31 protein-coding genes are annotated in these 26,293 nt (G+C 62.9%); all 31 read right to left on the bottom strand.

Annotation, left to right across the window (positions count from 1 at the left end):
* Positions 1-4: 4 nt before the first annotated feature.
* The gene (rpmD, locus tag ACZK4H_RS04005) at positions 5-196 is read right to left on the bottom strand and encodes a 50S ribosomal protein L30 (protein ID WP_004154497.1); all 192 of its coding nucleotides are present in this window, start codon (positions 194-196) and stop codon (positions 5-7) included.
* Positions 189-731: a 30S ribosomal protein S5 gene (gene rpsE / locus ACZK4H_RS04000; RefSeq protein ID WP_004145411.1), complete on the bottom strand. Its 543-nt coding sequence runs from the start codon at positions 729-731 to the stop codon at positions 189-191. Before rpsE ends, rpmD begins: the two co-directional genes overlap by 8 nt.
* A 161-nt stretch (positions 732-892) precedes the next feature.
* Positions 893-1,252 (bottom strand): 50S ribosomal protein L18, encoded by a 360-nt coding sequence (rplR, locus tag ACZK4H_RS03995; RefSeq protein WP_024957318.1) that lies wholly within the window; start codon positions 1,250-1,252, stop codon positions 893-895.
* Between the two features lie 80 nt (positions 1,253-1,332).
* Complete coding sequence (gene rplF / locus ACZK4H_RS03990; protein WP_099551229.1) at positions 1,333-1,857, bottom strand: 50S ribosomal protein L6; 525 nt, start codon at positions 1,855-1,857, stop codon at positions 1,333-1,335.
* Positions 1,858-1,875: 18 nt separating this feature from the next.
* Positions 1,876-2,274: a 30S ribosomal protein S8 gene (gene rpsH, locus ACZK4H_RS03985; RefSeq protein WP_005408210.1), complete on the bottom strand. Its 399-nt coding sequence runs from the start codon at positions 2,272-2,274 to the stop codon at positions 1,876-1,878.
* Positions 2,275-2,531: 257 nt separating this feature from the next.
* A complete protein-coding gene (rpsN, locus tag ACZK4H_RS03980) occupies positions 2,532-2,837 on the bottom strand; it encodes a 30S ribosomal protein S14 (RefSeq protein WP_005408209.1) in 306 nt (101 codons plus the stop codon).
* An 18-nt stretch (positions 2,838-2,855) separates the two neighbouring features.
* Positions 2,856-3,398 (bottom strand): 50S ribosomal protein L5, encoded by a 543-nt coding sequence (gene rplE, locus ACZK4H_RS03975; protein ID WP_004154491.1) that lies wholly within the window; start codon positions 3,396-3,398, stop codon positions 2,856-2,858.
* 11 nt (positions 3,399-3,409) lie between these two features.
* The gene (gene rplX, locus ACZK4H_RS03970; RefSeq protein WP_004154490.1) at positions 3,410-3,727 is read right to left on the bottom strand and encodes a 50S ribosomal protein L24; all 318 of its coding nucleotides are present in this window, start codon (positions 3,725-3,727) and stop codon (positions 3,410-3,412) included.
* 16 nt (positions 3,728-3,743) lie between these two features.
* Positions 3,744-4,112 carry a 50S ribosomal protein L14 gene (gene rplN, locus ACZK4H_RS03965; protein WP_004145357.1) on the bottom strand — a complete coding sequence of 123 codons (369 nt, stop codon included), beginning with the start codon at positions 4,110-4,112 and terminating at the stop codon, positions 3,744-3,746.
* 12 nt (positions 4,113-4,124) lie between these two features.
* On the bottom strand, positions 4,125-4,394 hold the full coding sequence (rpsQ, locus tag ACZK4H_RS03960) for a 30S ribosomal protein S17 (RefSeq protein WP_004154489.1): 270 nt from the start codon (positions 4,392-4,394) through the stop codon (positions 4,125-4,127).
* A gap of 11 nt (positions 4,395-4,405) precedes the next feature.
* Positions 4,406-4,591: a 50S ribosomal protein L29 gene (rpmC, locus tag ACZK4H_RS03955; protein WP_004154487.1), complete on the bottom strand. Its 186-nt coding sequence runs from the start codon at positions 4,589-4,591 to the stop codon at positions 4,406-4,408.
* Positions 4,591-5,004, bottom strand: a complete 414-nt coding sequence (gene rplP / locus ACZK4H_RS03950) for a 50S ribosomal protein L16 (RefSeq protein WP_004154486.1) — start codon at positions 5,002-5,004, stop codon at positions 4,591-4,593. The genes rpmC and rplP overlap by 1 nt, the downstream gene beginning before the upstream one ends.
* A 5-nt stretch (positions 5,005-5,009) precedes the next feature.
* Positions 5,010-5,744 (bottom strand): 30S ribosomal protein S3, encoded by a 735-nt coding sequence (gene rpsC / locus ACZK4H_RS03945; protein WP_004145350.1) that lies wholly within the window; start codon positions 5,742-5,744, stop codon positions 5,010-5,012.
* A gap of 18 nt (positions 5,745-5,762) precedes the next feature.
* A complete protein-coding gene (gene rplV / locus ACZK4H_RS03940; RefSeq protein ID WP_004145348.1) occupies positions 5,763-6,098 on the bottom strand; it encodes a 50S ribosomal protein L22 in 336 nt (111 codons plus the stop codon).
* Positions 6,099-6,110: 12 nt separating this feature from the next.
* Entirely contained in the window at positions 6,111-6,380 is a 270-nt protein-coding gene (rpsS, locus tag ACZK4H_RS03935) for a 30S ribosomal protein S19 (RefSeq protein WP_004154485.1), read from the bottom strand.
* Positions 6,381-6,386: 6 nt separating this feature from the next.
* Positions 6,387-7,214, bottom strand: a complete 828-nt coding sequence (rplB, locus tag ACZK4H_RS03930) for a 50S ribosomal protein L2 (protein WP_004145339.1) — start codon at positions 7,212-7,214, stop codon at positions 6,387-6,389.
* A gap of 10 nt (positions 7,215-7,224) precedes the next feature.
* Positions 7,225-7,524 carry a 50S ribosomal protein L23 gene (gene rplW, locus ACZK4H_RS03925; protein ID WP_004145338.1) on the bottom strand — a complete coding sequence of 100 codons (300 nt, stop codon included), beginning with the start codon at positions 7,522-7,524 and terminating at the stop codon, positions 7,225-7,227.
* Positions 7,521-8,126: a 50S ribosomal protein L4 gene (gene rplD / locus ACZK4H_RS03920; protein ID WP_004145337.1), complete on the bottom strand. Its 606-nt coding sequence runs from the start codon at positions 8,124-8,126 to the stop codon at positions 7,521-7,523. The genes rplW and rplD overlap by 4 nt, the downstream gene beginning before the upstream one ends.
* 12 nt (positions 8,127-8,138) lie before the next feature.
* Positions 8,139-8,789 (bottom strand): 50S ribosomal protein L3, encoded by a 651-nt coding sequence (rplC, locus tag ACZK4H_RS03915; protein ID WP_004145336.1) that lies wholly within the window; start codon positions 8,787-8,789, stop codon positions 8,139-8,141.
* 11 nt (positions 8,790-8,800) lie between these two features.
* On the bottom strand, positions 8,801-9,112 hold the full coding sequence (gene rpsJ / locus ACZK4H_RS03910; RefSeq protein WP_005408208.1) for a 30S ribosomal protein S10: 312 nt from the start codon (positions 9,110-9,112) through the stop codon (positions 8,801-8,803).
* 332 nt (positions 9,113-9,444) lie between these two features.
* Positions 9,445-10,635, bottom strand: a complete 1,191-nt coding sequence (gene tuf / locus ACZK4H_RS03905) for an elongation factor Tu (protein ID WP_004154360.1) — start codon at positions 10,633-10,635, stop codon at positions 9,445-9,447.
* Positions 10,636-10,687: 52 nt separating this feature from the next.
* Entirely contained in the window at positions 10,688-12,829 is a 2,142-nt protein-coding gene (fusA, locus tag ACZK4H_RS03900) for an elongation factor G (protein WP_005408207.1), read from the bottom strand.
* Positions 12,830-12,970: 141 nt separating this feature from the next.
* Positions 12,971-13,444, bottom strand: coding sequence for a 30S ribosomal protein S7 (rpsG, locus tag ACZK4H_RS03895; protein WP_004145321.1), 474 nt, complete (start codon positions 13,442-13,444; stop codon positions 12,971-12,973).
* A gap of 12 nt (positions 13,445-13,456) precedes the next feature.
* Positions 13,457-13,831, bottom strand: coding sequence for a 30S ribosomal protein S12 (gene rpsL / locus ACZK4H_RS03890; RefSeq protein WP_004145320.1), 375 nt, complete (start codon positions 13,829-13,831; stop codon positions 13,457-13,459).
* A gap of 282 nt (positions 13,832-14,113) precedes the next feature.
* Positions 14,114-18,337, bottom strand: coding sequence for a DNA-directed RNA polymerase subunit beta' (gene rpoC, locus ACZK4H_RS03885; protein ID WP_099551231.1), 4,224 nt, complete (start codon positions 18,335-18,337; stop codon positions 14,114-14,116).
* Between the two features lie 87 nt (positions 18,338-18,424).
* Complete coding sequence (gene rpoB / locus ACZK4H_RS03880) at positions 18,425-22,579, bottom strand: DNA-directed RNA polymerase subunit beta (protein ID WP_099551232.1); 4,155 nt, start codon at positions 22,577-22,579, stop codon at positions 18,425-18,427.
* Between the two features lie 356 nt (positions 22,580-22,935).
* Positions 22,936-23,304, bottom strand: coding sequence for a 50S ribosomal protein L7/L12 (rplL, locus tag ACZK4H_RS03875; protein ID WP_099551233.1), 369 nt, complete (start codon positions 23,302-23,304; stop codon positions 22,936-22,938).
* A gap of 63 nt (positions 23,305-23,367) precedes the next feature.
* Positions 23,368-23,904 (bottom strand): 50S ribosomal protein L10, encoded by a 537-nt coding sequence (gene rplJ, locus ACZK4H_RS03870; RefSeq protein WP_005408203.1) that lies wholly within the window; start codon positions 23,902-23,904, stop codon positions 23,368-23,370.
* Between the two features lie 387 nt (positions 23,905-24,291).
* Positions 24,292-24,990 carry a 50S ribosomal protein L1 gene (gene rplA / locus ACZK4H_RS03865; RefSeq protein WP_004154350.1) on the bottom strand — a complete coding sequence of 233 codons (699 nt, stop codon included), beginning with the start codon at positions 24,988-24,990 and terminating at the stop codon, positions 24,292-24,294.
* A gap of 4 nt (positions 24,991-24,994) precedes the next feature.
* Complete coding sequence (rplK, locus tag ACZK4H_RS03860; RefSeq protein WP_004145248.1) at positions 24,995-25,423, bottom strand: 50S ribosomal protein L11; 429 nt, start codon at positions 25,421-25,423, stop codon at positions 24,995-24,997.
* A gap of 300 nt (positions 25,424-25,723) precedes the next feature.
* Complete coding sequence (gene nusG / locus ACZK4H_RS03855) at positions 25,724-26,284, bottom strand: transcription termination/antitermination protein NusG (protein WP_004154362.1); 561 nt, start codon at positions 26,282-26,284, stop codon at positions 25,724-25,726.
* Positions 26,285-26,293: the final 9 nt, after the last annotated feature.

Genomic DNA, 26,293 nt, shown 5'->3' with positions numbered 1-26,293 from the left:
TCGATTACTCCTCAACCTTGACGAGGTAGTGAACGGTGTTGATCAGACCGCGAACCTGCGGGCTGTCCTTCAGTTCACGCACATCGTTGAGCTTGTTCAGGCCCAGGGCACGCACCGACAGGCGGTGACGCGACTGGGTACCACGCAGGCCACGCACCAGGCGCACCTTCACAGTCTTGTTGGACTCATTAGCCATGGTTGAGTTCCTCCACCTTCTTGCCGCGCTTGGCCGCGATGCGAGCCGGCGACTGCGCAGCAGACAGGCCCTTCACGGTGGCACGCACCAGGTTGATCGGGTTGCGCGAACCGGTGGCCTTGGCCAGCACGTTCTTCACGCCAACCGCTTCCAGCACGGCGCGCATGGCACCGCCGGCGATGACGCCGGTACCTTCGGAAGCCGGCTGCATGAACACGCGGGCTGCGCCGTGACCATCCTTGATGGTGTGCCACAGGGTGCCGTTGTTCAGGTCAACGCTGACCAGGTTCTTGCGGGCCTGTTCCATCGACTTCTGGATGGCGACCGGCACTTCGCGGGCCTTGCCATAGCCGAAACCGACCTTGCCTTCGCCGTCGCCGACAACGGTCAGGGCGGTGAAGGTGAACTGGCGGCCACCCTTGACGGTCTTGCTGACGCGGTTGACCGCGACCAGCTTTTCGATCATGCCGTCGTCGACTTTCTCTTCGCGGTTACGGTCGCGATCGCGACCCCGCTGCTGACGCTCTTCTGCCATTTTGATTCCTTGGTAGTTTGGGTATGTACGGCTCGGGGCCGCTTATGGTTGTGGAATGTCGCGTTGTTCCGGTGGGCCACTGCAGAAGAGTGGCGCCGTCCAGCCTCACTCAGGCTGGCGAGCAGGCGGGCAGGAGACCACAGGTCCCCTGCCCTTATCCCTTAGAACTGCAGGCCGGCTTCGCGGGCGGCTTCTGCCAGGGCCTTGATGCGGCCGTGGTAGCGGTAGCCCGAACGATCGAAGGCAACCTTCTCGACGCCGGCGGCCTTGGCGCGCTCAGCGACGATGCGGCCGACCTTGGCGGCGGCGTCGGCGTTCTTGCCGTTCTTCAGGCCTTCCATGACGTCGGTCTGGGTGGTGTTGGCGGCAGCCAGCACCTTGGAACCGTCGGCGGTGAAGACCTGGGCGTACAGGTGCTGGCCGGTGCGCAGCACCGACAGGCGGGCGACGCCGAGCTCACGGATGTGGGCGCGGGTCGACTTGGCGCGACGCAGGCGGGCGATGTTCTTGTTCATTTTGATTATTCCTTGAAAGCTGAAGGATGGGCTTTTCCCTGAGGAGTCCGCACAGGGATGTGCGGGCTCTTGCGAGGGACTCGCGCTTACGCCTTCTTGGCTTCCTTACGGATGATGACTTCGTCGGAGTACTTCACGCCCTTGCCCTTGTACGGCTCCGGCTTGCGGAACGCGCGGATCTTGGCGGCAACTTCACCGACGACCTGCTTGTCAGCGCCCTGGACCAGGATCTCGGTCTGGGTCGGGGTGGTGATGGTGATGCCTTCCGGCGCCACGAACACGACCGGGTGCGAGAAGCCCAGCGACAGGCTCAGGTCCTTGCCCTGCATGGCAGCGCGGTAACCCACGCCGACCAGCTCCAGCTTGCGCTCGAAGCCTTCGGACACGCCCTTGACCATGTTGGACAGGATCGCACGCACGGTGCCGGTCAGTGCGACCAGGTCGGCGTTCTCGGTGCTCAGGGTGGCAACGCCGTTGTCGACGTTGATGGCAATACCGGCCGGCTTGGCCAGCGACAGGGTGCCCTTCGGGCCCTTGGCGGTGACGCTGTCCGACTGGACGTTCAGTTCAACCTTACCCAGGTCGATCGGCTTCTTGGCTACGCGGGACATAGTTCTACTCCTTTCGCCTTAGGCCACGAAGCACAGGACTTCGCCGCCGACGCCCAGCTGGCGCGCCTGCGCATCAGTCATGATGCCCTTGGAGGTGGAAATGATGGAGATACCCAGGCCGTTCATGACCTTCGGCAGCTCGCTCTTGCCGCGGTACTGGCGCAGGCCCGAACGCGAGAAGCGCTTCAGGGTCGCGATGACCGGCTTACCTTCGAAATACTTCAGCACGATTTCCAGCTCGGACTTGTTGTTTTCCAGCTGGGTCACGCGCAGGTCGGTGATGTAACCCTCGTCCTTCAGGACCTGGGCGATCGCAACCTTGATCTTGGACGACGGGGCTTTCACCGTCTGCTTGCCAACCGCAGCCGCATTCTTGATGCGGACCAGCAGGTCGGCGATGGGATCAGTCATGCTCATATGAGTACCTTTGAGTGCACCGATATCCGCTTTCGCGAAAATCTGTTGTCTCCTGGAAACGGGCCAGGTCCCTTGATGCAGCGGGCCGGAAGCCCACTCCTACAACCCCGTTTGCACAGGGCAAGACGCGGGAGTATACGCCAAAAGAGCCCGGCTTGCGCCGGGCTCTTCGGTTTTTTTGCGTCGGGAAGGCTGAATGCCTCCCCTGCCCGGTTCAGGAACCCCGGTGGGGCTCCCGATCGCAGGGCCGGCTGGGATTACCAGCTGGCCTTGCGCAGACCCGGGACGTCGCCACGCATGGTGGCTTCACGCAGCTTGTTACGGCCCAGGCCGAACTTGCTGTAGACGCCACGCGGACGACCCGACAGCTCGCAACGGTTGCGCTGGCGGCTCGGCGACGAATCGCGCGGCAGCTTGGCCAGCTTGGTTGCGGCGTCGATCTTCTCTTCGTAGGTCGCGTCCACGGAGGACACGATCTTCTTCAGAGCTGCACGCTTTTCAGCGTACTTCTTTGCCAGCTTTTCCCGCTTGATGTCGCGGTTGACCATGGAGGTCTTTGCCATTTCGGTTTCCTCGACAGATCAGTTACGGAACGGGAACTTGAACGCTGCCAGCAGCGCCTTCGCTTCCGCGTCGGTCTTCGCAGTGGTGGTGATGGCGATATCCATACCGCGGATCGCGTCGACGGCGTCGAAGTCGATTTCCGGGAAGATGATCTGCTCCTTCACACCCATGTTGAAGTTGCCGCGGCCGTCGAAGGAACGACCGGAAACACCACGGAAGTCGCGCACGCGCGGCAGCGAGATGTTGATCAGGCGATCCAGGAACTCGTACATCTTGTGGCGACGCAGCGTGGTCTTGCAGCCGATCGGCCAACCATCGCGGATCTTGAACGACGCAACCGACACACGCGACTTGGTGACAACCGGCTTCTGGCCGGAAATCTTGGTCATGTCGCCGACGGCGTTTTCCAGGATCTTCTTGTTGGTGGCCGCTTCGCCGACACCCATGTTCAGGGTGACCTTAACCAGCTTCGGCACTTCCATCGGATTGGTGTAGCCGAACTGCTTCATCAGCGCCGGCACCACTTCGTCCTTGTAGAACTTTTCGAGACGGGAACTCATCTTCTCATTCCTCAGGCGTCGAGCGCCTCACCGCTGGAGCGGAACACACGCAGTTTGCGTCCATCCTCCAGCACCTTGAAGCCAACGCGTTCGCCCTTGCCCGAAGCCGGGTTCAGAACATTCACGTTGGAGATATGGATCGAAGCTTCGCGCTCGACCACGCCGCCGGCAACACCTGCCTGCGGGTTCGGCTTGGTGTGGCGCTTGACGATGTTCACGTTGGCGACGACCACACGGTCGCCGTCGACGCGGACGACTTCGCCCTGCTTGCCCTTGTCCTTGCCAGCGTTGACGACAACCTGGTCGCCCTTCTTGATACGGTTAGCCATGATTATCTCCTGTCGCTCACAGCACTTCGGGAGCGAGCGAGACGATCTTCATGAACTTCTCCGAACGAAGTTCACGGGTCACCGGCCCGAAGATACGGGTACCGATCGGCTCCTGCTTGCTGTTCAGCAGAACGGCAGCGTTGCCGTCGAAGCGGATCAGCGAGCCGTCGGCGCGACGCACACCCTTGCGGGTACGCACCACGACGGCGTCATACACTTCACCCTTCTTGACCTTGCCGCGCGGAATCGCATCCTTCACGGTGACCTTGATGATGTCGCCGATGCCGGCGTAACGGCGCTTGGAACCACCCAGCACCTTGAAGCACATCACCTGCTTGGCACCCGAATTGTCCGCGACGTCAAGGTAGCTCTGCATCTGGATCATGATTCAGACTCCTTATTCAGCCGCACGCGTGATGACTTCCACCACGCGCCAGTTCTTGGTCTTGGACATCGGAGCAATCTCGGTCACGCGGACGACGTCGCCTTCCTTGCAGGCGTTGTCGGCATCGTGGGCGTGCAGCTTGGTCGAGCGCTTGATGTACTTGCCGTACAGCGCGTGCTTGACCTGACGCTCAACCAGGACGGTAACCGTCTTGTCCATCTTGTTGCTGACGACACGGCCTTCGACCGTGCGCAGCGTCTTCTTTTCAGTATTGTCGCTCATAGCGGCCATCCTTACTTCGTGCTGCCGAGCAGGGTCTTGACGCGAGCAATCTCGCGACGGACCCGGCGAATGTCGTGGGTCTTCGGCAGCTGGCCGGTGACCTGCTGCATACGGACAGAGAACTGTTCCTTACGCAGGTCGATCAGGTGGGCCTTGAGTTCGTCAGCCGACTTTTCACGGAGAGTTTTGATATCCATCAGCGCACCGTACGGGTCACGAAAGTGGTGGTGACCGAGAGCTTGGCGGCGGCCAGGCGGAACGCCTCGCGAGCCACTTCCTCGGAAACACCCTCGATTTCATAGATCATGCGGCCGGGCTGGATCTGGGCCACCCAGTATTCCACGTTACCCTTACCAGAACCCATTCGGACTTCGATGGGCTTCTTGGTGATGGGCTTGTCGGGGAACACGCGGATCCACATCTTGCCGCCGCGCTTGACGTAGCGGCTGATCGAGCGGCGGGCCGCTTCGATCTGACGCGCGGTCAGCTGACCGTGTGCGGTTGCCTTCAGGCCGTATTCGCCGAAGCTGACAGCGTTGGCGCTCCAGCTCAGGCCATCGTTACGGCCCTTGTGTACCTTGCGGTACTTGGTTCGCTTGGGTTGCAACATTGTCGTTACCTCGCTTCACGGGCCGGGCGCTGACGGTCACCACGGTCGCCGCGATCGTGACGATCGTTGCGCGACGGGGTGTCGTCCTGCTTTTCCTGGCCAACCTGGGAGAAATCGAAGACCTCGCCCTTGTAGATCCAGACCTTGATGCCGATGATGCCGTAGGTCGTCTTGGCTTCAGCGAAGCCATAGTCGATGTCGGCACGCAGGGTGTGCAGCGGCACGCGGCCTTCGCGGTACCACTCCGAACGGGCGATTTCTGCACCGTTGAGGCGGCCACCCACGTTGACCTTGATGCCCAGGGCACCCAGGCGCATCGCGTTGCCGACCGAGCGCTTCATTGCGCGGCGGAACATGATGCGACGCTCCAGCTGCTGGGCGATCGACTCGGCAACGAGCTGCGCGTCCAGTTCCGGCTTGCGCACTTCGGTGACGTTGATGTGCGCCGGGACGCCCATCATCTCGCTCACTTCCTTGCGCAGCTTCTCGATGTCCTCACCGCGCTTGCCGATCACCACGCCCGGACGGGCGGTGTGGATCGTCACGCGAGCGGTCTTGGCCGGACGCTCGATCAGGATCTTGCTGATGCCGGCCTGAGCCAGCTTCTTGCGCAGCATTTCGCGCACTTTCAGGTCGGCTGCCAGGTAACCAGCGAACTCGGCCTTGTTGGCGTACCACTTGGAGTTCCAGTCCTTGGAAATGCCGAGGCGGATACCAATCGGATGAACTTTATGACCCATGGTCTTTTCCTTATCCGCTTACTTGGCGGCGCCCACAACCACAGTGATGTGGCTGGTGCGCTTGAGGATGCGGGTACCGCGGCCTTTCGCCCGCGCCATGAAACGCTTCAGGGTCGGACCTTCATCAACCATGATGGTCTGAACCTTCAGCTCGTCGACGTCGGCGCCCTGGTTGTTTTCGGCATTTGCAATAGCCGACTCCACCACCTTCTTGATCAGGTGGGCAGCCTTCTTGTCCGAGAACTTCAGCAGGTTGACCGCACGCTCGGCCGGCAGACCGCGCACCTGGTCAGCGACCAGACGAGCCTTCTGCGGGGAGATGCGCGCAGTGCGCAGGATGGCTTTCGCTTCCATTGTCATCTCTCCTTACTTGCCCGACTTCTTGTCACCACCGTGACCCTTGAAGGTCCGGGTGATGGCAAATTCGCCGAGCTTGTGGCCGACCATGTTCTCGTTGACGAGAACCGGGATGTGGTTCTTGCCGTTATGCACGGCAATGGTGACGCCTACCATGTCAGGCAGGATCATCGAACGGCGCGACCAGGTCTTGATCGGCTTCTTGCTGCCCGCAGCGGCCTCCACCTTCTTGACGAGGTGGTGATCGACGAACGGGCCCTTCTTGAGTGAACGTGCCATGGTCGATTAGCCCCTACGATCGCGGACGATGAACTGCTGAGTGCGCTTGTTATGGCGCGTCTTGTAACCCTTGGTCGGGACACCCCACGGGGTGACCGGATGCGGATTACCCTGGCCGGCCTTCGCCTCACCACCACCGTGCGGGTGGTCAACCGGGTTCATGGCTGCACCACGAACGGTCGGGCGGACGCCGCGCCAACGCTTGGCACCGGCCTTGCCCAGCTTTTCCAGGCTGTGCTCGTCGTTGCCGACTTCGCCGATGGTGGCGCAGCACTCGACCGGAACCTTGCGCATTTCACCCGAGCGCAGGCGCAGGGTGGCGTAGATGCCTTCGCGAGCCACCAGCTGCACGGCCGCACCAGCGGCGCGAGCGATCTGAGCGCCCTTGCCCGGCTTCAGTTCGATGCAGTGGATGGTGGTGCCGACCGGGATGTTGCGCAGCGGCAGGGTGTTGCCGGCCTTGATCGGGGCATCCGAACCAGCGATCACCTGATCACCAGCCTTCAGGCCCTTCGGGGCGATGATGTAGCGACGCTCACCGTCGACGTAGCACAGCAGAGCGATGTGGGCGGTGCGGTTCGGATCGTATTCGATGCGTTCCACGCGCGCCGGGATGCCCAGCTTGTTGCGCTTGAAGTCGATGATGCGGTAGTGCTGCTTGGCACCACCACCGACGTGACGCACGGTGATGCGGCCATGGTGGTTACGACCACCCGAGCGGCTCTGCGACTCGACCAGCGCAGCGTGCGGAGCACCCTTGTGCAGGTCGGGAGTGACCACGCGCACGGCCGAACGGCGGCCGGGGGAAGTGGGCTTGAATTTCATCAATGGCATGGGATGTACCTCAGGCCTTGGCCGTTACATCGATCGACTGGCCATCGGCCAGGCGAACGTACGCCTTGCGCCAATCGCCGCGGCGGCCAGCACGGTTACGGAAGGACTTGTTCTTGCCCTTGACGTTGACCACGTTGACGGCTTCGACCTTGACGTCGAACAGCTGCTCAACCGCGGCCTTTACATCGGCCTTGGTGGCTTCGTTCGAAACTTCGAAGACATACTGGTTGGAGAGTTCCTGCAGGCGCGCGGTCTTTTCGGAGACACGCGGGGCACGCAGCACGCTGAAGATTTTTTCGTTGCTGTTCATGCCAGCCACTCCTCGACCTTCTTGACCGCGTCAGCGGTGATGACGACCGTGTCGGCACCCACCAGCGAGACCGGATCCAGACCCTGGACGTCACGCACCTGCACGTACGGCAGATTGCGGGCGGACAGGTACAGGTGCTCGGACGCTTCTTCGGTGACGATCAGCGGGCGCTTGCCCACTTCCAGGCCGGCCAGCTTGGCGATCAGACCCTTCGTGTTGGTCACTTCGACGTCGAAGGACTCCACGATGGTCAGACGGCCCTGACGGTTCAGCTCGGACAGGATCGCGCACATGGCGGCACGGTACTGCTTACGATTGACCTTCTGCTCGAAGCTGCGCGGCTTGGCCGCGAAGGTGACACCGCCGCCGACGAAGATCGGAGCCGTCAGTGCGCCATGACGCGCGCCGCCGCCCTTCTGCTTCTTCGACTTCTTGGTGGTACCAGCCACTTCGGAGCGAGTCTTCTGTGCCTTGGTGCCGGCGCGACCGGCGTTGCGGTAGGCAACGACGACCTGGTGGACCAGATCTTCGCTGAAATCGCGACCGAACACGGCGTCGGAGACCGAGACCTTGTTGTTGCTACCCGTGATAACGAGTTCCATCGTCATCTCTCCTTATGCCTTGCTCGCCGGACGGACGATCACGTCGCCACCCGCCGCGCCCGGAACGGCGCCGCGAACCGCGATCAGACCGCGCTCGACGTCGACCTTGACCACTTCCAGGTTCTGGGTGCTCTGCTGCACCGCGCCCATGTGGCCCGACATCTTCTTGCCCGGGAAAACACGACCCGGGGTCTGGCGCTGACCCAGCGAACCCGGCGCGCGATGCGACAGCGAGTTACCGTGGGTTGCATCGCCCATACGGAAGTTGTGGCGCTTGATGGTGCCCTGGAAGCCCTTACCCTTGGTGACACCCTGGACGTCGACGATCTGGCCGACTTCGAAGATGTCCGCCTTGACTTCGCCGCCAACGGCGAAATCGCCGAGCTGCGCGTCTTCAACGCGGAATTCCCACAGGCCACGACCCGCTTCCACCTTCGCCTTGGCGAAGTGGCCGGCTTCCGGCTTGTTGACCAGGGCAGCGCGACGCGCGCCGACGGTCACCTGCACGGCGCTGTAGCCGTCGGTTTCGACGGTCTTGATCTGCGCGATGCGGTTCGGGGTTGCTTCGATCAGGGTCACCGGGATGGAGCGGCCATCTTCAGTGAACACGCGGCTCATGCCAGCCTTGCGGCCCACGAAGCCCAACGAATACTTCTTCGTCATGGTCGTAGTCCTCAGGTCAGCTTGATCTGAACGTCGACGCCGGCAGCCAGTTCGAGCTTCATCAGCGCGTCCACGGTCTTGTCATTCGGGTCAACGATATCGAGCACGCGCTTGTGCGTGCGGGTCTCGTACTGGTCACGCGCGTCCTTGTCGACGTGCGGGGAAACGAGAACGGTGTAACGCTCGATCTTGGTCGGCAGCGGGATCGGGCCACGCACTTGCGCGCCGGTCCGCTTTGCCGTTTCAACGATCTCGCTGGCCGAACGGTCGATCAGACGATGATCGAACGCTTTCAGCCGGATCCGGATCTTTTGGTCCGCCATGGCGGTAGGTTCCTTCGTTAAAAGAGCGACAGACAAAGCCTCTGGGTTGCTTTGTCCCATGAAATTCCTGAATACGGACGGCCCACAGTCCTGCAGGCCGCCAAGGTCACTCCATAGACCTCAAAAACGTAGGCAGACCAGTTACCCGGCCTGCCCAGACGTAGAAGCATAATGGCACGCAAGGCAGCTGTCAACAGTCGCCTGTTGACGCCGCCTGAATGGCATTGACCCTTCCTGGTCCGGGGAACACAAGGCACATCCTGTGCCTGCTTTCCCATTTGATACGCCCCGATGCCCTACCCAGGCAACATCGGGGCGCAGATACTACCAGATTACTCGATGATCTTCGAGACCACGCCGGCGCCGACGGTACGGCCGCCTTCGCGGATGGCGAAGCGCAGGCCTTCGTCCATTGCCACCGGGTTGATCAGGGTGACGACCATCTTGACGTTGTCACCCGGCATCACCATTTCGACGCCTTCCGGCAGAGCAGCTGCGCCGGTGATGTCGGTGGTGCGGAAGTAGAACTGCGGACGGTAGCCGTTGAAGAACGGGGTGTGACGGCCGCCCTCGTCCTTCGACAGGACGTAGACTTCACCTTCGAACTTGGTGTGCGGCTTGATCGAACCCGGCTTGGCCAGGACCTGGCCACGCTCGACGTCGTCACGCTTGGTGCCGCGCAGCAGCAGGCCAGCGTTGTCGCCTGCCTGACCCTGGTCCAGCAGCTTGCGGAACATTTCAACGCCGGTCACGGTGGTCTTCTGCACCGGACGGATGCCGACGATTTCGATTTCGTCGCCAACCTTGATCACGCCGCGCTCGATACGACCGGTCACCACGGTGCCGCGGCCCGAGATCGAGAACACGTCTTCCACCGGCATCAGGAACGGCTTGTCGATCGCGCGCTCCGGCTCCGGAATCCAGCTGTCCAGGGCGTCGACCAGCTTCAGGATGGCCGGCACGCCGATGTCGCTCTGGTCGCCTTCCAGCGCCAGACGGGCCGAACCGGCGATGATCGGGGTGTCGTCGCCCGGGAAGTCGTACTTGCTCAGCAGCTCGCGCACTTCCATCTCGACCAACTCGAGCAGCTCGGCGTCGTCAACCATGTCGGCCTTGTTCAGGAACACGACGATGTACGGCACGCCGACCTGGCGCGACAGCAGGATGTGCTCGCGGGTCTGCGGCATCGGGCCGTCAGCGGCCGAGCACACCAGGATCGCGCCGTCCATCTGGGCGGCACCGGTGATCATGTTCTTGACGTAGTCAGCATGGCCCGGGCAATCCACGTGGGCGTAGTGACGGACCGGGGATTCGTATTCGACGTGCGCGGTCGAGATCGTGATGCCACGAGCCTTTTCTTCCGGCGCGGCGTCGATCGAGGAGTAATCCTTGAACTCGCCACCGAAGCGCTCGGCACCGATCTTGGTCAGTGCAGCGGTCAGCGTGGTCTTGCCGTGGTCGACGTGACCGATGGTGCCGACGTTGACGTGCGGCTTGGTGCGCTCGAACTTACCCTTTGCCATTGTTCTATACCTTGATTGTTCGTAAGTGGTTTCAAGAGAGGCTGAGCGAGGCTCAGCCCTTCTTCATGACGGCTTCGGCGATGTTGGTCGGCGCCGGCTCGTAGTGATCGAATTCCATGGTGAAGGTGGCGCGGCCCTGGGTCTGCGAACGCAGCGCAGTGGCGTAGCCGAACATTTCACCCAGCGGGATCATCGCGTTGATGATGCTGGCCGAACCGTCACCGGTGGTGTCGGAACCCTGCAGCACGCCGCGACGACGGCTGACGTCGCCCATCACGTCACCCTGGTAATCCTCCGGGGTCACGATCTCGACCTTCATGATCGGCTCCAGCAGCACCGGCTTGGCCTTGGCGAAGCCCTGCTTGAAGGCCATCGACGAAGCCAGCTTGAACGCCATTTCCGAGGAGTCGACGTCGTGGTACGAACCGAACACCAGCTTCACCTTGACGTCCACGACCGGGAAGCCAGCCAGCGGACCGCTGGTGATGGTTTCGCGCAGGCCCTTTTCAACCGACGGAATGAATTCCTTCGGGATCACGCCGCCGGTGATGTCGTTGATGAACAGGAAGTCGTCCTTGATGGCCGGAGCCAGCTTCGGATCGGCACGGTCGGCAGCGGTGATCGGCGACAGTTCGATCACGACGTGACCGTACTGACCCTTACCACCGGACTGCTTGGCGTGCTTGTAGTCCGACTTGACGTCGGCCAGGGTGATGGTTTCGCGGTAGGCCACCTGCGGCGCGCCGACGTTGGCTTCAACGTTGAACTCGCGCTTCAGGCGGTCGACGATGATGTCCAGGTGCAGCTCGCCCATGCCCGAGATGATGGTCTGGCCGGATTCTTCGTCGGTCTTGACGCGGAACGACGGATCTTCCTGCGCCAGGCGGCCCAGGGCCAGGCCCATCTTTTCCTGGTCCGACTTGGTCTTCGGCTCGACGGCCATCGAGATCACCGGCTCCGGGAACGTCATGCGCTCCAGGATGATCGGGGCGTCCACGGCGCACAGGGTGTCACCGGTGGTGGTGTCCTTCAGGCCCACGGCAGCGGCGATGTCACCGGCCAGAACTTCCTTGATTTCCTCGCGGTTGTTCGAGTGCATCTGCAGGATGCGGCCGATGCGCTCCTTCTTGCCCTTCACCGAGTTCAGCACGGTGTCGCCACCGTTCAGGGTGCCCGAGTAGACACGGAAGAAGGTCAACGCGCCGACGAACGGGTCGGTGATGATCTTGAAGGCCAGCGACGAGAACGGAGCCTTGTCGTCCGACTTGCGGGTCATTTCGACAGTGTCGTCGTCAACGTCCACGCCCTTCACGTCCGGCACGTCGACCGGCGACGGCAGCAGCTGGATCACGCCGTCCAGCATGGCCTGCACGCCCTTGTTCTTGAAGGCCGAGCCGCAGTACATCGGCACGATCTCGGTGGCCAGGGTGCGGGTACGCAGCGCATTGATGATTTCAGCCTCGGCCAGCTCTTCGCCGCCCAGGTACTTTTCCATCAGCTCTTCGCTGGCTTCGGCAGCGGTCTCGACCATGAACTGGCGAGCCTCTTCAGCCGGACCCTGCAGCTCGGCCGGGATTTCACCGTACTCGAACTTCATGCCCTGCGAAGCCTCATCCCAGTGGATGGCCTTCATCTTCAGCAGGTCGACGACGCCCTTGAAGTTGTCTTCAGCGCCGATCGGCAGCTGCATCGGCACGGCAACCGCGCCCAGCTTGGCCTTCAGCTGGCCGACGACCTTCTGGAAGTTGGCACCGGTGCGGTCCATCTTGTTGACGAACGCGATGCGCGGCACGTGGTACTTGTTGGCCTGGCGCCACACGGTTTCCGACTGCGGCTGCACGCCACCGACGGCACACAGGACGAAGACGGCACCGTCGAGCACGCGCAGCGAGCGCTCCACTTCGATGGTGAAGTCGACGTGCCCGGGGGTGTCGATGATGTTGAAGCGGTGCTCCGGCAGGGACTTGTCCATGCCCTTCCAGAACGCGGTGGTGGCAGCGGACTGGATCGTGATGCCACGCTCCTGCTCCTGCTCCATCCAGTCCATGGTGGCGGCGCCGTCATGCACTTCACCGATCTTGTGGCTCTTGCCGGTGTAGAACAGGATGCGCTCGGACGTGGTGGTCTTGCCGGCATCGATGTGAGCCATGATGCCGAAGTTACGGTAACGCTCGATGGGAGTGGAACGGGCCACGGGAGCCTCTCAGATTTCTTGGATTTCGGATGGCCGAACGCCGCCTTTCGGCGGCCTTCGGATTGGCGCAGTCCTTCTGGGACCGCGAGGCAGCACGCACCGAAGTGGTGCTGCCCTGCCTGTTTTACAAGGCCGTCAAACTCACCAGCGGTAGTGGGCGAATGCCTTGTTGGCTTCGGCCATGCGGTGGGTTTCTTCGCGCTTCTTGATGGCGCCGCCACGGTTTTCCGAGGCGTCGATCAGTTCAGCAGCCAGCTTCTTCGGCATGGTGTTCTCACCACGCTTGCGCGCGGAGTCGATCAGCCAGCGCATGGCCAGAGCCATCTTGCGCGACGAACGCACTTCGACCGGCACCTGGTAGGTGGCACCACCGACGCGGCGCGACTTGACTTCGACCGCCGGAGCGACGTTGTCCAGAGCCTTCTGCACCAGCTCAATGGCGTTGGCGCTGCTGTTCTTCTCGGTGATCACGTCCATGGCGCCGTACACGATCTTTTCGGCGACGGACTTCTTGCCGCTCTGCATGACCATGTTGATGAAGCGGGCGATGGTTTCGCTTCCGTGCTTCGGATCGGGCAGGACGGAACGCTGCGGAGTATTACCCTTACGCGACATAGTGCTCTCTCCTTATGCCTTCGGACGCTTGGCGCCGTACTTGGAACGGGCCTGGCGACGCTTGGCAACGCCGGCGGCGTCGAGCGAGCCACGAACGGTGTGGTAACGCACACCCGGCAGGTCCTTGACGCGACCGCCGCGGATCAGGACCACGGAGTGCTCCTGCAGGTTGTGGCCTTCACCACCGATGTAGGAAATCACTTCTTCCTGGTTGGTCAGGCGGACCTTGGCAACCTTGCGCAGAGCCGAGTTCGGCTTCTTCGGAGTGGTGGTGTAGACACGGGTGCAGACGCCACGGCGCTGCGGGCACTTGTCGAGCGCCGGCGAGGCACTCTTGTAGGTGGTCGCTTGCCGCGGCTTGCGGACCAGCTGGTTGATCGTCGCCATCAGTAGGTTCTTCTGATTGGTGGCCGGAAAATCCGACCAGAGATGCGGAAATGTTAAAGCAGGCCAAAATTCTGGCCTGCTGAGACAGACGATTGTAGCAACCTGCCAGGAAAGCAGTCAAACGCCTCCTGTCAAGCCCGTTCCTGATCCTGGAACGTTACTGGGGGGCCTCCATGTACCCCGTTCAGGTTGGCGGGGAGGATCGCGGACGATCCCCCTGCCCTTTCCCTACCCGTCGATGAACCGACGGGATGGTCCGGCCTTGCGGCCGGACCGGATAACTCATTCTTCGCCAGACACCTGTTCAGCTTCAGCTTCAACGGCCGGAGCCTCGACCGCGGCCGGGGTGCCGGCCAGGGTCTGCATTTCCGACTCGGTGAGACCGGAAGCGCCGCGACGGCGGTTGCTGTGGTACGCCAGGCCGGTACCGGCCGGAATCAGGCGACCCACGATGACGTTTTCCTTCAGGCCACGCAGGTTGTCCGAGGTGCCGCGGACGGCCGCTTCGGTCAGCACGCGGGTGGTTTCCTGGAACGACGCGGCCGAGATGAACGATTCGGTCGCCAGCGAGGCCTTGGTGATACCCAGCAGGACCGGATCGAAGTGCGCCGGCAGCTCGTTGCGGGTCGACAGGCGCGCATTCTCCTCGATAACGCGCTGACGCTCCACCTGTTCACCGTTCAGGAACTTGCTGCTGCCCTGGTCGGTGATCTCGACCTTGCGCAGCATCTGGCGGGTGATCACCTCGATGTGCTTGTCGTTGATCTTCACGCCCTGCAGGCGGTACACGTCCTGGATTTCCTTCACCAGGTAGGCGGCCAGCGGTTCGACACCCAGCAGACGCAGGATGTCCTGCGGGCTCGGCTCGCCGTCCACGATGGTTTCACCCTTGGTGACATGCTCGCCTTCGAACACGATGACCTGGCGGTACTTCGGAATCAGCTCTTCGTGCTCCGAACCATCGGTGTCCTTGATGATCAGGCGCTGCTTGCCCTTGGTGTCCTTGCCGAAGCTGATGATGCCCGAACGCTCGGCCAGCACCGCCGGATCCTTCGGCTTGCGCGCTTCGAACAGGTCGGCCACGCGCGGCAGACCACCGGTGATGTCGCGGGTCTTCGACGCTTCCTGCGGGATCTTGGCGACCACGTCACCCACGCCGACAGCAGCGCCGTCCTGCAGGTTGACGATCGAGCGCGGCGGCAGCAGGTACTGCGCCGGCAGATCGGTGCCCGGGATCGACAGGTCGTTGCCCTTGGCGTCGACGATGCGCACGATCGGGCGCAGGTCCTTGGCCTGGGTACCACGACGCTTCGGATCGGTGATTTCGCGCGAAGCGAGGCCGGTCAGCTCGTCGGTCTTCTCGATGACGGTGATGCCGTCGACGAAGTCGATGAAGCGGATGAAGCCGGCCACTTCCGACACGATCGGGTGGTTATGCGGATCCCAGTTGGCCACGGTCTGGCCAGCCTTGATCGCATCACCGTCCTTGGACGTGATGGTCGCACCGTACGGCAGCTTGTAACGCTCACGCTCACGACCGTGGGCATCGAGCACCGAGATTTCGCCCGAGCGCGACACTGCCACCAGCGAGCCGTTGGCATGCTCGACCGACTTGAGGTTGCTGAACTTCACCGAGCCGGTGGTCTTGACGGTGATGTTGTCGACCGCAGCAGCTCGCGACGCCGCACCACCGATGTGGAACGTACGCATGGTCAGCTGGGTACCCGGCTCACCGATGGACTGGGCGGCGATGACGCCGACCGCTTCACCGATGTTGACCAGGTGGCCACGGGCCAGATCGCGGCCGTAGCAGCGCGAGCAGACGCCGAAGGCCGATTCGCAGGAGATGGTCGAGCGGACCTTGATGGTCTGCACGCCGGCATCTTCCAGCTTGGCGACCCAGGCTTCGTCCAGCAGGGTGTTGCGGGTGACGATCGGATCTTCGTCGTTGCCCGGCAGGAACACGTCCTCGGCAACCACGCGACCCAGCACGCGGTCCTTCAGCGGCTCGACCACGTCGCCGCCTTCCACGATCGGGGTCATGATCAGGCCTTCGGTGGTACCGCAATCCACCTCGGTGATCACCACGTCCTGCGCGACGTCGACCAGACGACGGGTCAGGTAACCCGAGTTCGCGGTCTTCAGCGCGGTATCGGCCAGACCCTTACGGGCACCGTGGGTGGAGTTGAAGTACTCCTGCACGTTCAGGCCTTCGCGGAAGTTCGCCTTGATGGGCGTCTCGATGATCGAGCCGTCCGGACGCGCCATCAGGCCACGCATGCCGGCCAGCTGACGGATCTGCGCCTGCGAACCACGCGCACCGGAGTCGGCCATGATGTACAGCGAGTTCATCGACTTCTGGTCGATGGTCTCACCCTTGGCATTGACCACCTTCTCGGTACCGATGGTGTCCATCATCGCCTTGGCGATGCGCTCGTTGGTGCGCGACCAGATGTCGACCACCTTGTTGTAGCGCTCGCCGGCGGTGACCAGACCCGACTGGTACTGCTCCTGGATTTCCAGCACTTCGGCTTCGGCCTCGGTGAGGATGCCCTTCTTCTCGTCCGGGATCAGCATGTCGTCGATGCCGATCGAGACGCCGGCGCGGGTCGCGTAGGCGAAGCCGGTGTACATCAGCTTGTCGGCGAACACGACCGTGTCCTTCAGACCCAGCTGGCGGTAGCTGGAGTTGATCAGGCGGCTGATGTTCTTCTTGGTCAGCTCGGTGTTGGCCAGCGCGAACGGCAGGCCTTCCGGCAGGATTTCAGCCAGCAGGGCGCGACCGATCGTGGTGTCCACGATCGAGGTCTTGTTCTGCTTGATGCCGTCCTCGTCGGTCACCACCTCGGTGATGCGGACCTTGACGCGCGCGTGCAGTTCCACCACGCGGTTGTCGTAGGCGCGCTTGACTTCCGCGATGTTGGCAAAGGCCATGCCCTCGCCCTTCTTGTTTTCCAGCGAGCGGGTCATGTAGTACAGACCCAGCACGACGTCCTGCGACGGCACGATGATCGGCTCGCCGTTGGCCGGCGACAGGATGTTGTTGGTCGACATCATCAGCGCACGCGCTTCCAGCTGGGCTTCCAGCGAGAGCGGCACGTGGACGGCCATCTGGTCACCGTCGAAGTCGGCGTTGAACGCGGTGCAGACCAGCGGGTGCAGCTGGATGGCCTTGCCTTCGATCAGCACCGGCTCGAACGCCTGGATACCCAGGCGGTGCAGGGTCGGCGCACGGTTCAGCATCACCGGATGCTCGCGGATGACCTCTTCCAGGATGTCCCAGACTTCGGCTTCTTCGCGCTCGACCAGCTTCTTGGCGGCCTTGATGGTGGTGGCCAGGCCACGACGCTGCAGCTTGGCGAAGACGAACGGCTTGAACAGCTCAAGCGCCATCTTCTTCGGCAGGCCGCACTGGTGCAGGCGCAGGTACGGACCGACCACGATGACCGAACGGCCCGAGTAGTCGACGCGCTTGCCCAGCAGGTTCTGGCGGAAGCGACCCTGCTTGCCCTTGATCATGTCGGCCAGCGACTTCAGCGGGCGCTTGTTGGTGCCGGTGATGGCACGGCCGCGACGGCCGTTGTCCAGCAGCGCATCGACCGATTCCTGCAGCATGCGCTTTTCATTGCGCACGATGATGTCCGGCGCGCTCAGTTCGAGCAGGCGGCGCAGGCGGTTGTTGCGGTTGATGACGCGGCGGTACAGGTCGTTCAGGTCGGAGGTCGCGAAGCGGCCGCCATCCAGCGGAACCAGCGGACGCAGGTCCGGCGGCAGCACCGGCAGCACGGTCATGACCATCCACTCCGGACGGTTGCCCGATTCCAGGAAGGCCTCGATCAGCTTGATGCGCTTGGTGAGGCGCTTGAGCTTGGTTTCCGAACCGGTAGCGGCGATTTCCTCGCGCAGGCGGGTCATTTCCGACTGCAGGTCGATGGTGCGCAGCAGTTCGTACACGGCTTCGGCGCCCATGGCGGCGTCGAAGTCGTCACCGTGCTCCTGGCGGGCCTGCAGGTACTGTTCTTCGGTCAGCAGCTGGCGGCGTTCCAGGGCGGTCAGGCCCGGCTCGGTCACCACGTAGGCTTCGAAGTACAACACGCGCTCGATGTCGCGCAGGGTCATGTCCAGCATCAGGCCGATGCGCGACGGCAGCGACTTCAGGAACCAGATGTGCGCGACTGGCGAGGCCAGGTCGATGTGGCCCATGCGCTCACGACGCACCTTGGCCAGGGTCACTTCGGTGCCGCACTTTTCGCAGACCACGCCGCGGTGCTTCATGCGCTTGTACTTGCCGCACAGGCACTCGTAGTCCTTCACCGGGCCGAAGATGGCGGCGCAGAACAGGCCGTCGCGTTCCGGCTTGAAGGTACGGTAATTGATGGTTTCCGGCTTCTTCACTTCGCCGAAGGACCACGAACGGATCAGGTCCGGCGAGGCCAGCGCGATCTTGATCGCGTCGAAGTCCAGCGTCTGGCGCTGCTGGTTGAAGAGGTTGAGCAGGTCTTTCATGGTGTTCTCCAGAAGGAGGAATGCTGTGTCGATGGGCTTTCAGTTCACTGCCAGCGGCGCGGCGGCGGACCGCCGCGCCGGCATGGATCAGTTGTCTTCCAGTTCCATGTTGATGGCCAGCGAGCGGATTTCCTTCACGAGCACGTTGAAGGATTCCGGCATGCCCGCGACCATCTCGTGCTCACCGTCGACGATGTTCTTGTACATCTGGTTGCGGCCCTGCACGTCATCGGACTTCACCGTCAGCATTTCCTGCAGGGTGTAGGCCGCGCCGTAGGCTTCCAGCGCCCAGACTTCCATTTCACCGAAGCGCTGGCCGCCGAACTGCGCCTTGCCGCCCAGCGGCTGCTGGGTGACGAGCGAGTACGGACCGGTCGAACGGGCGTGCATCTTGTCGTCGACCAGGTGGTTCAGCTTCAGGTAGTGCATGTAACCCACGGTGGTGTGGCGATCGAACGCTTCACCGGTGCGGCCGTCGTACAGCTGGGTCTGGCCACTGCTCGGCAGGTCGGCCAGTTCCAGCATGCGCTTGATTTCCGCTTCGGTGGCGCCGTCGAACACCGGGGTGGCCATCGGCACGCCGTCGGTGAGGTTACGGGCCAGACGCAGCAGTTCCTCGTCGCTGAACTGCGACAGGTCGACACGGTTGGCCACGTTGGTGTCGTCGTGGTTGTAGATGTCGTCCAGGAACTTGCGCAGGTCGGCAACGGCGGCCTGGGCTTCCATCATCGCCTGGATCTTGCGACCCAGGCCCTTGGCCGCCCAGCCCAGGTGCACTTCCAGGATCTGGCCGATGTTCATACGCGACGGCACGCCCAGCGGGTTCAGCACGATGTCCACGGTCTCGCCCGAGGCCATGTACGGCATGTCCTCGACCGGCACCACGTTGGAGACCACACCCTTGTTGCCGTGGCGGCCTGCCATCTTGTCGCCCGGCTGGATGCGGCGCTTCACGGCCAGGAACACCTTGACCATCTTCAGCACGCCCGGGGCGAGGTCGTCACCGGCGGTGATCTTGCCGCGCTTGTCGGCGAAGCGACGCTCGAATTCCTTCTCGTGCGCCTGGATCTGCTTCTGCGCGCGCTCGATGGCTTCCGAAGCGTCCTCGTCCTTCATGCGCAGGGCGAACCAGTCAGCCTTCTTCAGGCCGTCCAGGAAGGCGTCGGTGATCACATCACCCTTCTTCAGGCCAGCGCCACCGTTGACCACCTTGCCCACGATCTGCGAACGCAGACGCATGTAGATGGCGGCTTCCAGGATGCGGAACTGGTCGTCGAAGTCCTTCTTGACGCGCTTGATTTCGGACTCTTCGATCTGGCGGGCGCGCTTGTCCTTCTCGATGCCGTCGCGGGTGAAGACCTGCACGTCGATGACGGTGCCGTCCATACCCGGCGGAACGCGCAGCGAGCTGTCCTTCACGTCCGAAGCCTTCTCGCCGAAGATCGCGCGCAGCAGCTTCTCTTCCGGGGTCAGCTGGCTTTCGCCCTTCGGGGTGACCTTGCCGACCATGATGTCGCCGGCGCGGACTTCGGCACCGATGTACACCACGCCGCTCTCGTCCAGGCGGTTCAGCGCCTGCTCGGAGACGTTCGGGATGTCGGCGGAGATTTCCTCCGGCCCCAGCTTGGTGTCACGCGCGACGCAGGTCAGCTCTTCGATGTGGATCGTGGTGTAACGATCCTCTTCCACCACGCGCTCGGAGAGCAGGATGGAGTCTTCGAAGTTGTAGCCGTTCCACGGCATGAACGCGATCAGCATGTTCTGGCCCAGGGCCAGTTCGCCGATGTCGGTGGACGGACCGTCGGCCAGCACGTCGCCGCGGGCGATGACGTCACCCACCTGGACCAGCGGACGCTGGTTGATGCAGGTGTTCTGGTTCGAACGGGTGTACTTGACCAGGTTGTAGATGTCCACGCCTGCGTCGGTGGCACCAACGATCTCTTCCTCGTTGACCTTGACCACGATGCGGGCGGCGTCGATCTGCACGATCTCACCACCACGACGGGCGTTCACGGTCACACCGGAGTCACGCGCCACGGCGCGCTCGATGCCGGTACCGACCAGCGGCTTCTGCGCACGCAGGGTCGGCACGGCCTGACGCTGCATGTTGGCGCCCATCAGTGCACGGTTCGCGTCATCGTGCTCCAGGAACGGAACCAGCGCGGCCGCGATCGACACGGTCTGCATCGGCGAGACGTCCATGAAGTGGACTTCCGCCGGCGGCTTCAGCAGCGATTCGCCCTGGAAGCGGCACGGAACGAACTGCTCGGTCAGCACGCTGTCGGCATTGGTCAGGGCGTTGGCCTGCGCAATGACGTACTCGTTTTCTTCGATGGCCGACAGGAACTCGACTTCGTCATAGACCTTGCCGTCCACGACCTTGCGGTACGGGGTCTCGAGGAAACCGTACTGGTTGGTGCGGGCGTACACGGCCAGCGAGTTGATCAGGCCGATGTTCGGGCCTTCCGGGGTTTCGATGGTGCAGACGCGGCCGTAATGGGTCGGGTGCACGTCGCGCACTTCGAAGCCGGCGCGCTCACGGGTCAGACCGCCCGGGCCCAGGGCCGAGACGCGACGCTTATGGGTCACTTCCGACAGCGGGTTGTTCTGGTCCATGAACTGCGACAGCTGCGAGGAACCGAAGAACTCCTTGATGGCAGCGGCGACCGGCTTGGCGTTGATCAGCTCCTGCGGGGTCAGGCCTTCCGACTCGGCCATCGACAGGCGCTCCTTGACCGCGCGCTCGACGCGGACCAGGCCGACGCGGAACACGTTCTCGGCCATTTCGCCGACCGAACGCACGCGACGGTTGCCCAGGTGGTCGATGTCGTCGACCACGCCGCGGCCGTTGCGGATCTCGGTCAGGACCTTGATCACGTCCAGGATGTCGGAGCTGTCGCCATGGGCGGCGACCAGGCGCTTGGACTCTTCGTCGTTGCGCTCACCGTAGTACTTGCGGTCGTACAGCACGGCTTCGCCGGTGGTTTCCTTGCGGCCCACGCGACGGTTGAACTTCATGCGGCCGACCGCGGACAGGTCGTAGCGCTCGAAGGTGAAGAACAGGTTGTGGAACAGGTTCTGCGCGGCATCCTTGGTCGGCGGCTCGCCCGGTCGCATCATGCGGTAGATCTCGACCAGGGCTTCCAGCTGGGTCTTGGTCGGATCGATGCGCAGGGTGTTGGACAGGTACGGGCCACGGTCCAGATCGTTCACCCACAGGGTGCCCACGGCATCCACACCGGCCTTGCGGAAGGCCTGCAGCTGCTCGTCGCTGATTTCGTCGTTGGCCTGCGCCAGCAGTTCGCCGGTCGAGGCATCGACCACGTCGTGCGACAGGATGCGGCCGACGATGTAGTCGTCCGGCACGGCCAGGGCGGCGATGCCCGAGGCTTCCAGCTGCTTGATGTGGCGCGCGGTGATGCGCTTACCGGCTTCCACGATGACCTTGTCGCCGTCGGCGAGGTCGAAGCCCAGGGTTTCGCCACGCAGGCGCTCCGGCACCAGCTCCAGCTGGACGCCTTCATCCGGGTTGATGTGGAAGGTGTTGATCTCGAAGAACTCGGCCAGCATCTCTTCGTTGCTGTAGCCGAGCGCGCGCAGCAGGATCGACACCGGCAGCTTGCGGCGGCGGTCGATACGGGTGAACAGCGCGTCCTTCGGGTCGAACTCGAAGTCCAGCCAGGAGCCGCGGTAGGGAATGATGCGGGCGCTGTACAGCAGCTTGCCCGAGCTGTGGGTCTTGCCACGGTCGTGGTCGAAGAACACGCCCGGCGAGCGGTGCAGCTGCGAGACGATGACGCGCTCGGTGCCGTTGACGATGAAGGTGCCGTTCTCGGTCATCAGCGGGATTTCGCCCAGATAGACCTCCTGCTCCTTCACGTACTTGATGGCCTTGGTCGACGACTCACGGTCGTAGATCACCAGGCGCACGGTCACGCGCAGCGGGGCGCCGTAGCTCATGCCACGCTGGCGGCACTCACGCTCGTCGAAGACCGGCTCGCCCAGCTTGTAGCCGACGTATTCCAGGGCAGCATTGCCGCTGTAGCTGGCGATCGGGAAGACCGACTTCAGCGCAGCGTGCAGGCCGTGGTCCGTGCGCTTGGCCGGATCGACGTTTTCCTGCAGGAATTCACGATAGGAATCCACCTGGATGGCGAGCAGGAACGGCACTTCGAGAATCGAGCGCTGCTTGCCGAAATCCTTGCGGATACGCTTTTTTTCGGTGAACGAATAGGACGTCATGAGGTCTTCCACCTTGTTGTGCGGATCGTGCGCCCACGATCCGAAGGGAACTTGAAATTGTCAGTTGGAAGTCGCTGGTATTGCCGGCACCAGCACGCCTTCTCCCGCTACTTCCAACTGCCAACTCGTCTGCATCCACTCCCCCGCTGCCGCGCTCTGCGCTGGCCTGCCGGGGTCTGACCGCAGCCCGTGTTGGGCTTTTTGCTGCTTCCTGCATCCACGCATGGCGTGGATCTACCGATTACATCCACGCATAGCGTGGATCCACAACACCGCAACAACGACCAAAGGCCGGGGGCTTACGCCCCCAGCCTTGGCTGCATCGCCGTGAATCGGTGACGATGCAAGGTAACTGCTTACTTGACTTCGACAGTCGCGCCAGCAGCTTCCAGGTCCTTCTTCATCTTCTCGGCGTCTTCCTTCGAAGCGGCATCCTTCAGGACGCCACCGGCTTCGGCCAGGTCCTTCGCTTCCTTCAGGCCCAGGCCGGTGATGGCACGGACGGCCTTGATGACTTCGACCTTCTTGTCGCCGGCCGACTTCAGGGTGACGGTGAACTCGGTCTGCTCTTCAACAGCAGCGGCCGGGCCAGCGGCAGCAGCCACGGCAACCGGAGCAGCGGCGGAGACGCCGAACTTCTCTTCGATGGCCTTGACCAGCTCCATCACTTCCATCAGGGACTTCTCGGCGATGGCGTCGACGATCTGTTCGTTGGTAAGGGACATGATTAATACCTTTGGATGATTTTCTGGGTTGAGGTTCCGTCAGGAACCACGGTAAGTCGAAACTCAGGCGGTCTCGGCGGCCGGCTCGGCAGCGTCGGCGGCGACGTCGCCACCACCCTGCTTCTCGCCAACGGCCTTGATGGCGCGGGCAAACATCGTGACCGGCTCGGTCAGGACGCGGGCCAGCATGGCCAGGGCCTGGTCGCGGGTCGGCAGCGAGGCCAGCACGTCGACGTGGCTTGCCGGGAACACTTCGCCACCGATGGCGACGACCTTAGCCTTCAGCTTGTCGTTGCCCTTGGCGGCTTCCTTGATCAGGCGACCGGCAGCGCCGGGCTCCTCGAGCGAGAACGCGTACAGCAGCGGACCAACCATCTGGTCCTGGGCGACTGCGAACTCGGTGCCTTCAACGGCGCGCGAAGCCAGGGTGTTCTTGACAACCTTCAAGAAAACACCGGTTTCACGAGCCTGCTTGCGCATCGCGGTCATCTGGGCGACCGTGGTGCCAGCGTATTCGGCTGCGATCAAGGAGTGGGCCTTGGCGGCGACGTCTGCCAGCTCGGCGACTACTTCTTGCTTCTGGGACAGATTGAGAGCCATTGCACTCCTCCTATTGAACTCCGCTTACGGCTCCTGCCGTGTGCGGTCCTGTGCGGCATCCGTCCTGGACGCCGGGAACATCGGGATGATGTTCCGGGGGGTGGGCCGTTCTAGACCTGGAGTGGGCCAACCTGGGAAACCCAGACGTGCGTGAACCAGAAAAACTCCAGAAGGGCACCATCTACGCAGGGTGATTCCTGGGAATCGATTAAGCGCTCATGACTGCTCCGGCGGCGACTCCTTGCCAGATCGAGCTTCCGTGCCCGTCGCCGGTATTGCCACGACCGCGCCTGCGGTCTTTGACGGCTACCGCGGGCGATGCACTGCCAGCGATGCCTTCAAATGTCACGGTCACGGCACCGAAGGTACCGTGACCGCTTGAAACAATTACTTCAGGGTCAGCGACGACTGGTCGACGGTGACGCCCGGGCCCATCGTCGAGCTGACCGAAACCTTCTGCAGGTAGGTGCCCTTCGAGGTGGCCGGCTTGGCCTTGATCAGGTCCAGCAGCAGCGCGGTCAGGTTCGACTTCAGCGCGTCTTCGGCGAAGTCGGCCTTGCCGATGGTGCAGTGGATGATGCCGGCCTTGTCGGTGCGGTAACGGACCTGACCCGACTTGGCGTTCTTCACGGCTTCACCCGGGTTCGGGGAAACGGTGCCGACCTTCGGGTTCGGCATCAGGCCGCGCGGGCCCAGCACGGTACCCAGCTTACCGACGACGCGCATGGCGTCCGGGGTCGCGATGACGACGTCGTAGTTCAGATCGCCGGCCTGCATCTTCTCGGCCAGATCATCCATACCGACGGCTTCGGCGCCAGCGGCCAGGGCTTCGTCAGCCTTGGCACCGGCCGGAGCGAACACGGCGACGCGGACCGACTTGCCGGTACCGGCCGGCAGCACGGTGGAGCCACGGACCTGCTGGTCGGACTTCTTCGCATCGACGCCCAGGCGCACAGCGACGTCGATCGACTCGACGAACTTGGCCTTGGTGGCGCTCTTCAGGATGTTGATCGCGTCCTCGAAGGCGTATGCCTTGCCCGGAACGACGGCGGCCTTGATGGCCTTCTCACGCTTGGTCTGTGCCATCTTATTAACCCTCCACCACGAGGCCCATGGAACGGGCAGAGCCAGCGATGGTACGCACGGCGGCGTCCAGATCGGCGGCAGTCAGATCCGGTTCCTTCGCCTTGGCGATCTCTTCCAGCTGCTTACGGGTGACCTTGCCGACCTTCTCGGTGTTCGGGCGCTTGGAGCCCGACGAGATGCCAGCGGCCTTCTTCAGCAGGGTGGTGGCCGGGGTGCTCTTGGTGATGAAGGTGAACGTACGGTCCGAGTAGGCCGTGATGATCACCGGAACCGGCAGACCCGGCTCGAGCTTCTGCGTGGCAGCGTTGAACGCCTTGCAGAATTCCATGATGTTCAGGCCGCGCTGACCCAGCGCAGGACCGACCGGCGGCGAGGGGTTGGCCTGACCGGCCTTCACCTGCAGCTTGATGTAACCGACAACTTTCTTTGCCATGAGTATGCTCTCCGGGTGCTAGCGCCTTTCGACAACAGGCTCCCCATCGGACCGGGAATCACGCGTCCCGGCATCGCGTTTTGAAATCATGCTGAAGGCCACCCCTTGCGGCGGCCTCGTCCTGCTGGCTTCCCAGCGGGGAGCCGCGCACTATATCAGGTTTTTTCTTCACATGCCTGAAGCGGCACGTAAACGGAAGAAACCGGGCAAGGCCCGGCTCCCTTTGCAGCGTCGAGCCTTGCTCGACTACCACACCATCCAGCCCCCGGAGTCGAGCATGGCTCGACTCTACAGGACAGGTCAGACGGCCTTTTCGACCTGGCCGAACTCGAGCTCGACCGGGGTGGCACGACCGAAGATCAGCACCGAGACGCGCAGACGGCTCTTCTCGTAGTTGACTTCTTCGACGACGCCATTGAAATCGTTGAACGGGCCGTCGGTGACACGGACCATCTGGCCCGGCTCGAACAGCACCTTCGGACGCGGCTTCTCGACACCTTCCTGAACGCGATTCAGGATGGCCTCGGCCTCGGAATCGGCGATCGGCAGCGGGCGGTCGGCAGTACCGCCGATGAAGCCCATCACGCGCGGGGTTTCCTTGACCAGGTGCCAGCTTTCGTTATCGATGCGCGGAATACCGGCTTCTTCGTGGGTCTCGATCTGGACCAGCACATAGCCCGGGAAGAACTTGCGCTCGGAACGGCGCTTCTGGCCAGCGCGCATCTCGACCACTTCTTCGGTCGGGACCAGGACATCGCCGAAGCGCTCTTCCATGCCGTCACGGACGATGCGATCGCGCAGAGCCTGCGCCACCGACTTCTCGAAGCCCGAATAGGCGTGAACGACGTACCAACGCTTCATGCAATTCTC

This window comes from Stenotrophomonas sp. 78350_Sma, assembly GCF_056482105.1.
This window is presented reverse-complemented; position numbering and strand designations above follow the sequence as displayed.

Bases quoted from the DNA above. Each gene is read 5' to 3' on its own strand.
- rpsG (WP_004145321.1), bottom strand. From the start codon at position 13,444: ATGTCGCGTAAGGGTAATACTCCGCAGCGTTCCGTCCTGCCCGATCCG.
- rplV (WP_004145348.1), bottom strand. From the start codon at position 6,098: ATGGAAGCGAAAGCCATCCTGCGCACTGCGCGCATCTCCCCGCAGAAG.
- rplN (WP_004145357.1), bottom strand. From the start codon at position 4,112: ATGATCCAGATGCAGAGCTACCTTGACGTCGCGGACAATTCGGGTGCC.
- rplD (WP_004145337.1), bottom strand. From the start codon at position 8,126: ATGGAACTCGTTATCACGGGTAGCAACAACAAGGTCTCGGTCTCCGAC.
- rpmC (WP_004154487.1), bottom strand. From the start codon at position 4,591: ATGGATATCAAAACTCTCCGTGAAAAGTCGGCTGACGAACTCAAGGCC.
- rpsJ (WP_005408208.1), bottom strand. From the start codon at position 9,112: ATGGCGGACCAAAAGATCCGGATCCGGCTGAAAGCGTTCGATCATCGT.
- rpmD (WP_004154497.1), bottom strand. From the start codon at position 196: ATGGCTAATGAGTCCAACAAGACTGTGAAGGTGCGCCTGGTGCGTGGC.
- rpsQ (WP_004154489.1), bottom strand. From the start codon at position 4,394: ATGAGCGACAATACTGAAAAGAAGACGCTGCGCACGGTCGAAGGCCGT.
- rplC (WP_004145336.1), bottom strand. From the start codon at position 8,789: ATGACGAAGAAGTATTCGTTGGGCTTCGTGGGCCGCAAGGCTGGCATG.
- rplP (WP_004154486.1), bottom strand. From the start codon at position 5,004: ATGTTGCAACCCAAGCGAACCAAGTACCGCAAGGTACACAAGGGCCGT.
- rplW (WP_004145338.1), bottom strand. From the start codon at position 7,524: ATGAACAGCAACGAAAAAATCTTCAGCGTGCTGCGTGCCCCGCGTGTC.
- rpsC (WP_004145350.1), bottom strand. From the start codon at position 5,744: ATGGGTCATAAAGTTCATCCGATTGGTATCCGCCTCGGCATTTCCAAG.
- rpsS (WP_004154485.1), bottom strand. From the start codon at position 6,380: ATGGCACGTTCACTCAAGAAGGGCCCGTTCGTCGATCACCACCTCGTC.
- rpsH (WP_005408210.1), bottom strand. From the start codon at position 2,274: ATGAGCATGACTGATCCCATCGCCGACCTGCTGGTCCGCATCAAGAAT.
- rpsL (WP_004145320.1), bottom strand. From the start codon at position 13,831: ATGGCGACGATCAACCAGCTGGTCCGCAAGCCGCGGCAAGCGACCACC.
- rplX (WP_004154490.1), bottom strand. From the start codon at position 3,727: ATGGCTAACCGTATCAAGAAGGGCGACCAGGTTGTCGTCAACGCTGGC.
- tuf (WP_004154360.1), bottom strand. From the start codon at position 10,635: ATGGCAAAGGGTAAGTTCGAGCGCACCAAGCCGCACGTCAACGTCGGC.
- nusG (WP_004154362.1), bottom strand. From the start codon at position 26,284: ATGAAGCGTTGGTACGTCGTTCACGCCTATTCGGGCTTCGAGAAGTCG.
- rplB (WP_004145339.1), bottom strand. From the start codon at position 7,214: ATGCCATTGATGAAATTCAAGCCCACTTCCCCCGGCCGCCGTTCGGCC.
- rpsN (WP_005408209.1), bottom strand. From the start codon at position 2,837: ATGGCAAAGACCTCCATGGTCAACCGCGACATCAAGCGGGAAAAGCTG.
- rpsE (WP_004145411.1), bottom strand. From the start codon at position 731: ATGGCAGAAGAGCGTCAGCAGCGGGGTCGCGATCGCGACCGTAACCGC.
- rpoB (WP_099551232.1), bottom strand. From the start codon at position 22,579: ATGACGTCCTATTCGTTCACCGAAAAAAAGCGTATCCGCAAGGATTTC.
- rplL (WP_099551233.1), bottom strand. From the start codon at position 23,304: ATGTCCCTTACCAACGAACAGATCGTCGACGCCATCGCCGAGAAGTCC.
- rplJ (WP_005408203.1), bottom strand. From the start codon at position 23,904: ATGGCTCTCAATCTGTCCCAGAAGCAAGAAGTAGTCGCCGAGCTGGCA.
- rplF (WP_099551229.1), bottom strand. From the start codon at position 1,857: ATGTCCCGCGTAGCCAAGAAGCCGATCGACCTGGGTAAGGTTGAACTG.
- rplE (WP_004154491.1), bottom strand. From the start codon at position 3,398: ATGAGTTCCCGTCTCGAAAAGTTCTACAAGGACGAAGTGGTGCCGGCG.
- rpoC (WP_099551231.1), bottom strand. From the start codon at position 18,337: ATGAAAGACCTGCTCAACCTCTTCAACCAGCAGCGCCAGACGCTGGAC.
- rplK (WP_004145248.1), bottom strand. From the start codon at position 25,423: ATGGCAAAGAAAGTTGTCGGTTACATCAAGCTGCAGGTGAAGGCCGGT.
- rplA (WP_004154350.1), bottom strand. From the start codon at position 24,990: ATGGCACAGACCAAGCGTGAGAAGGCCATCAAGGCCGCCGTCGTTCCG.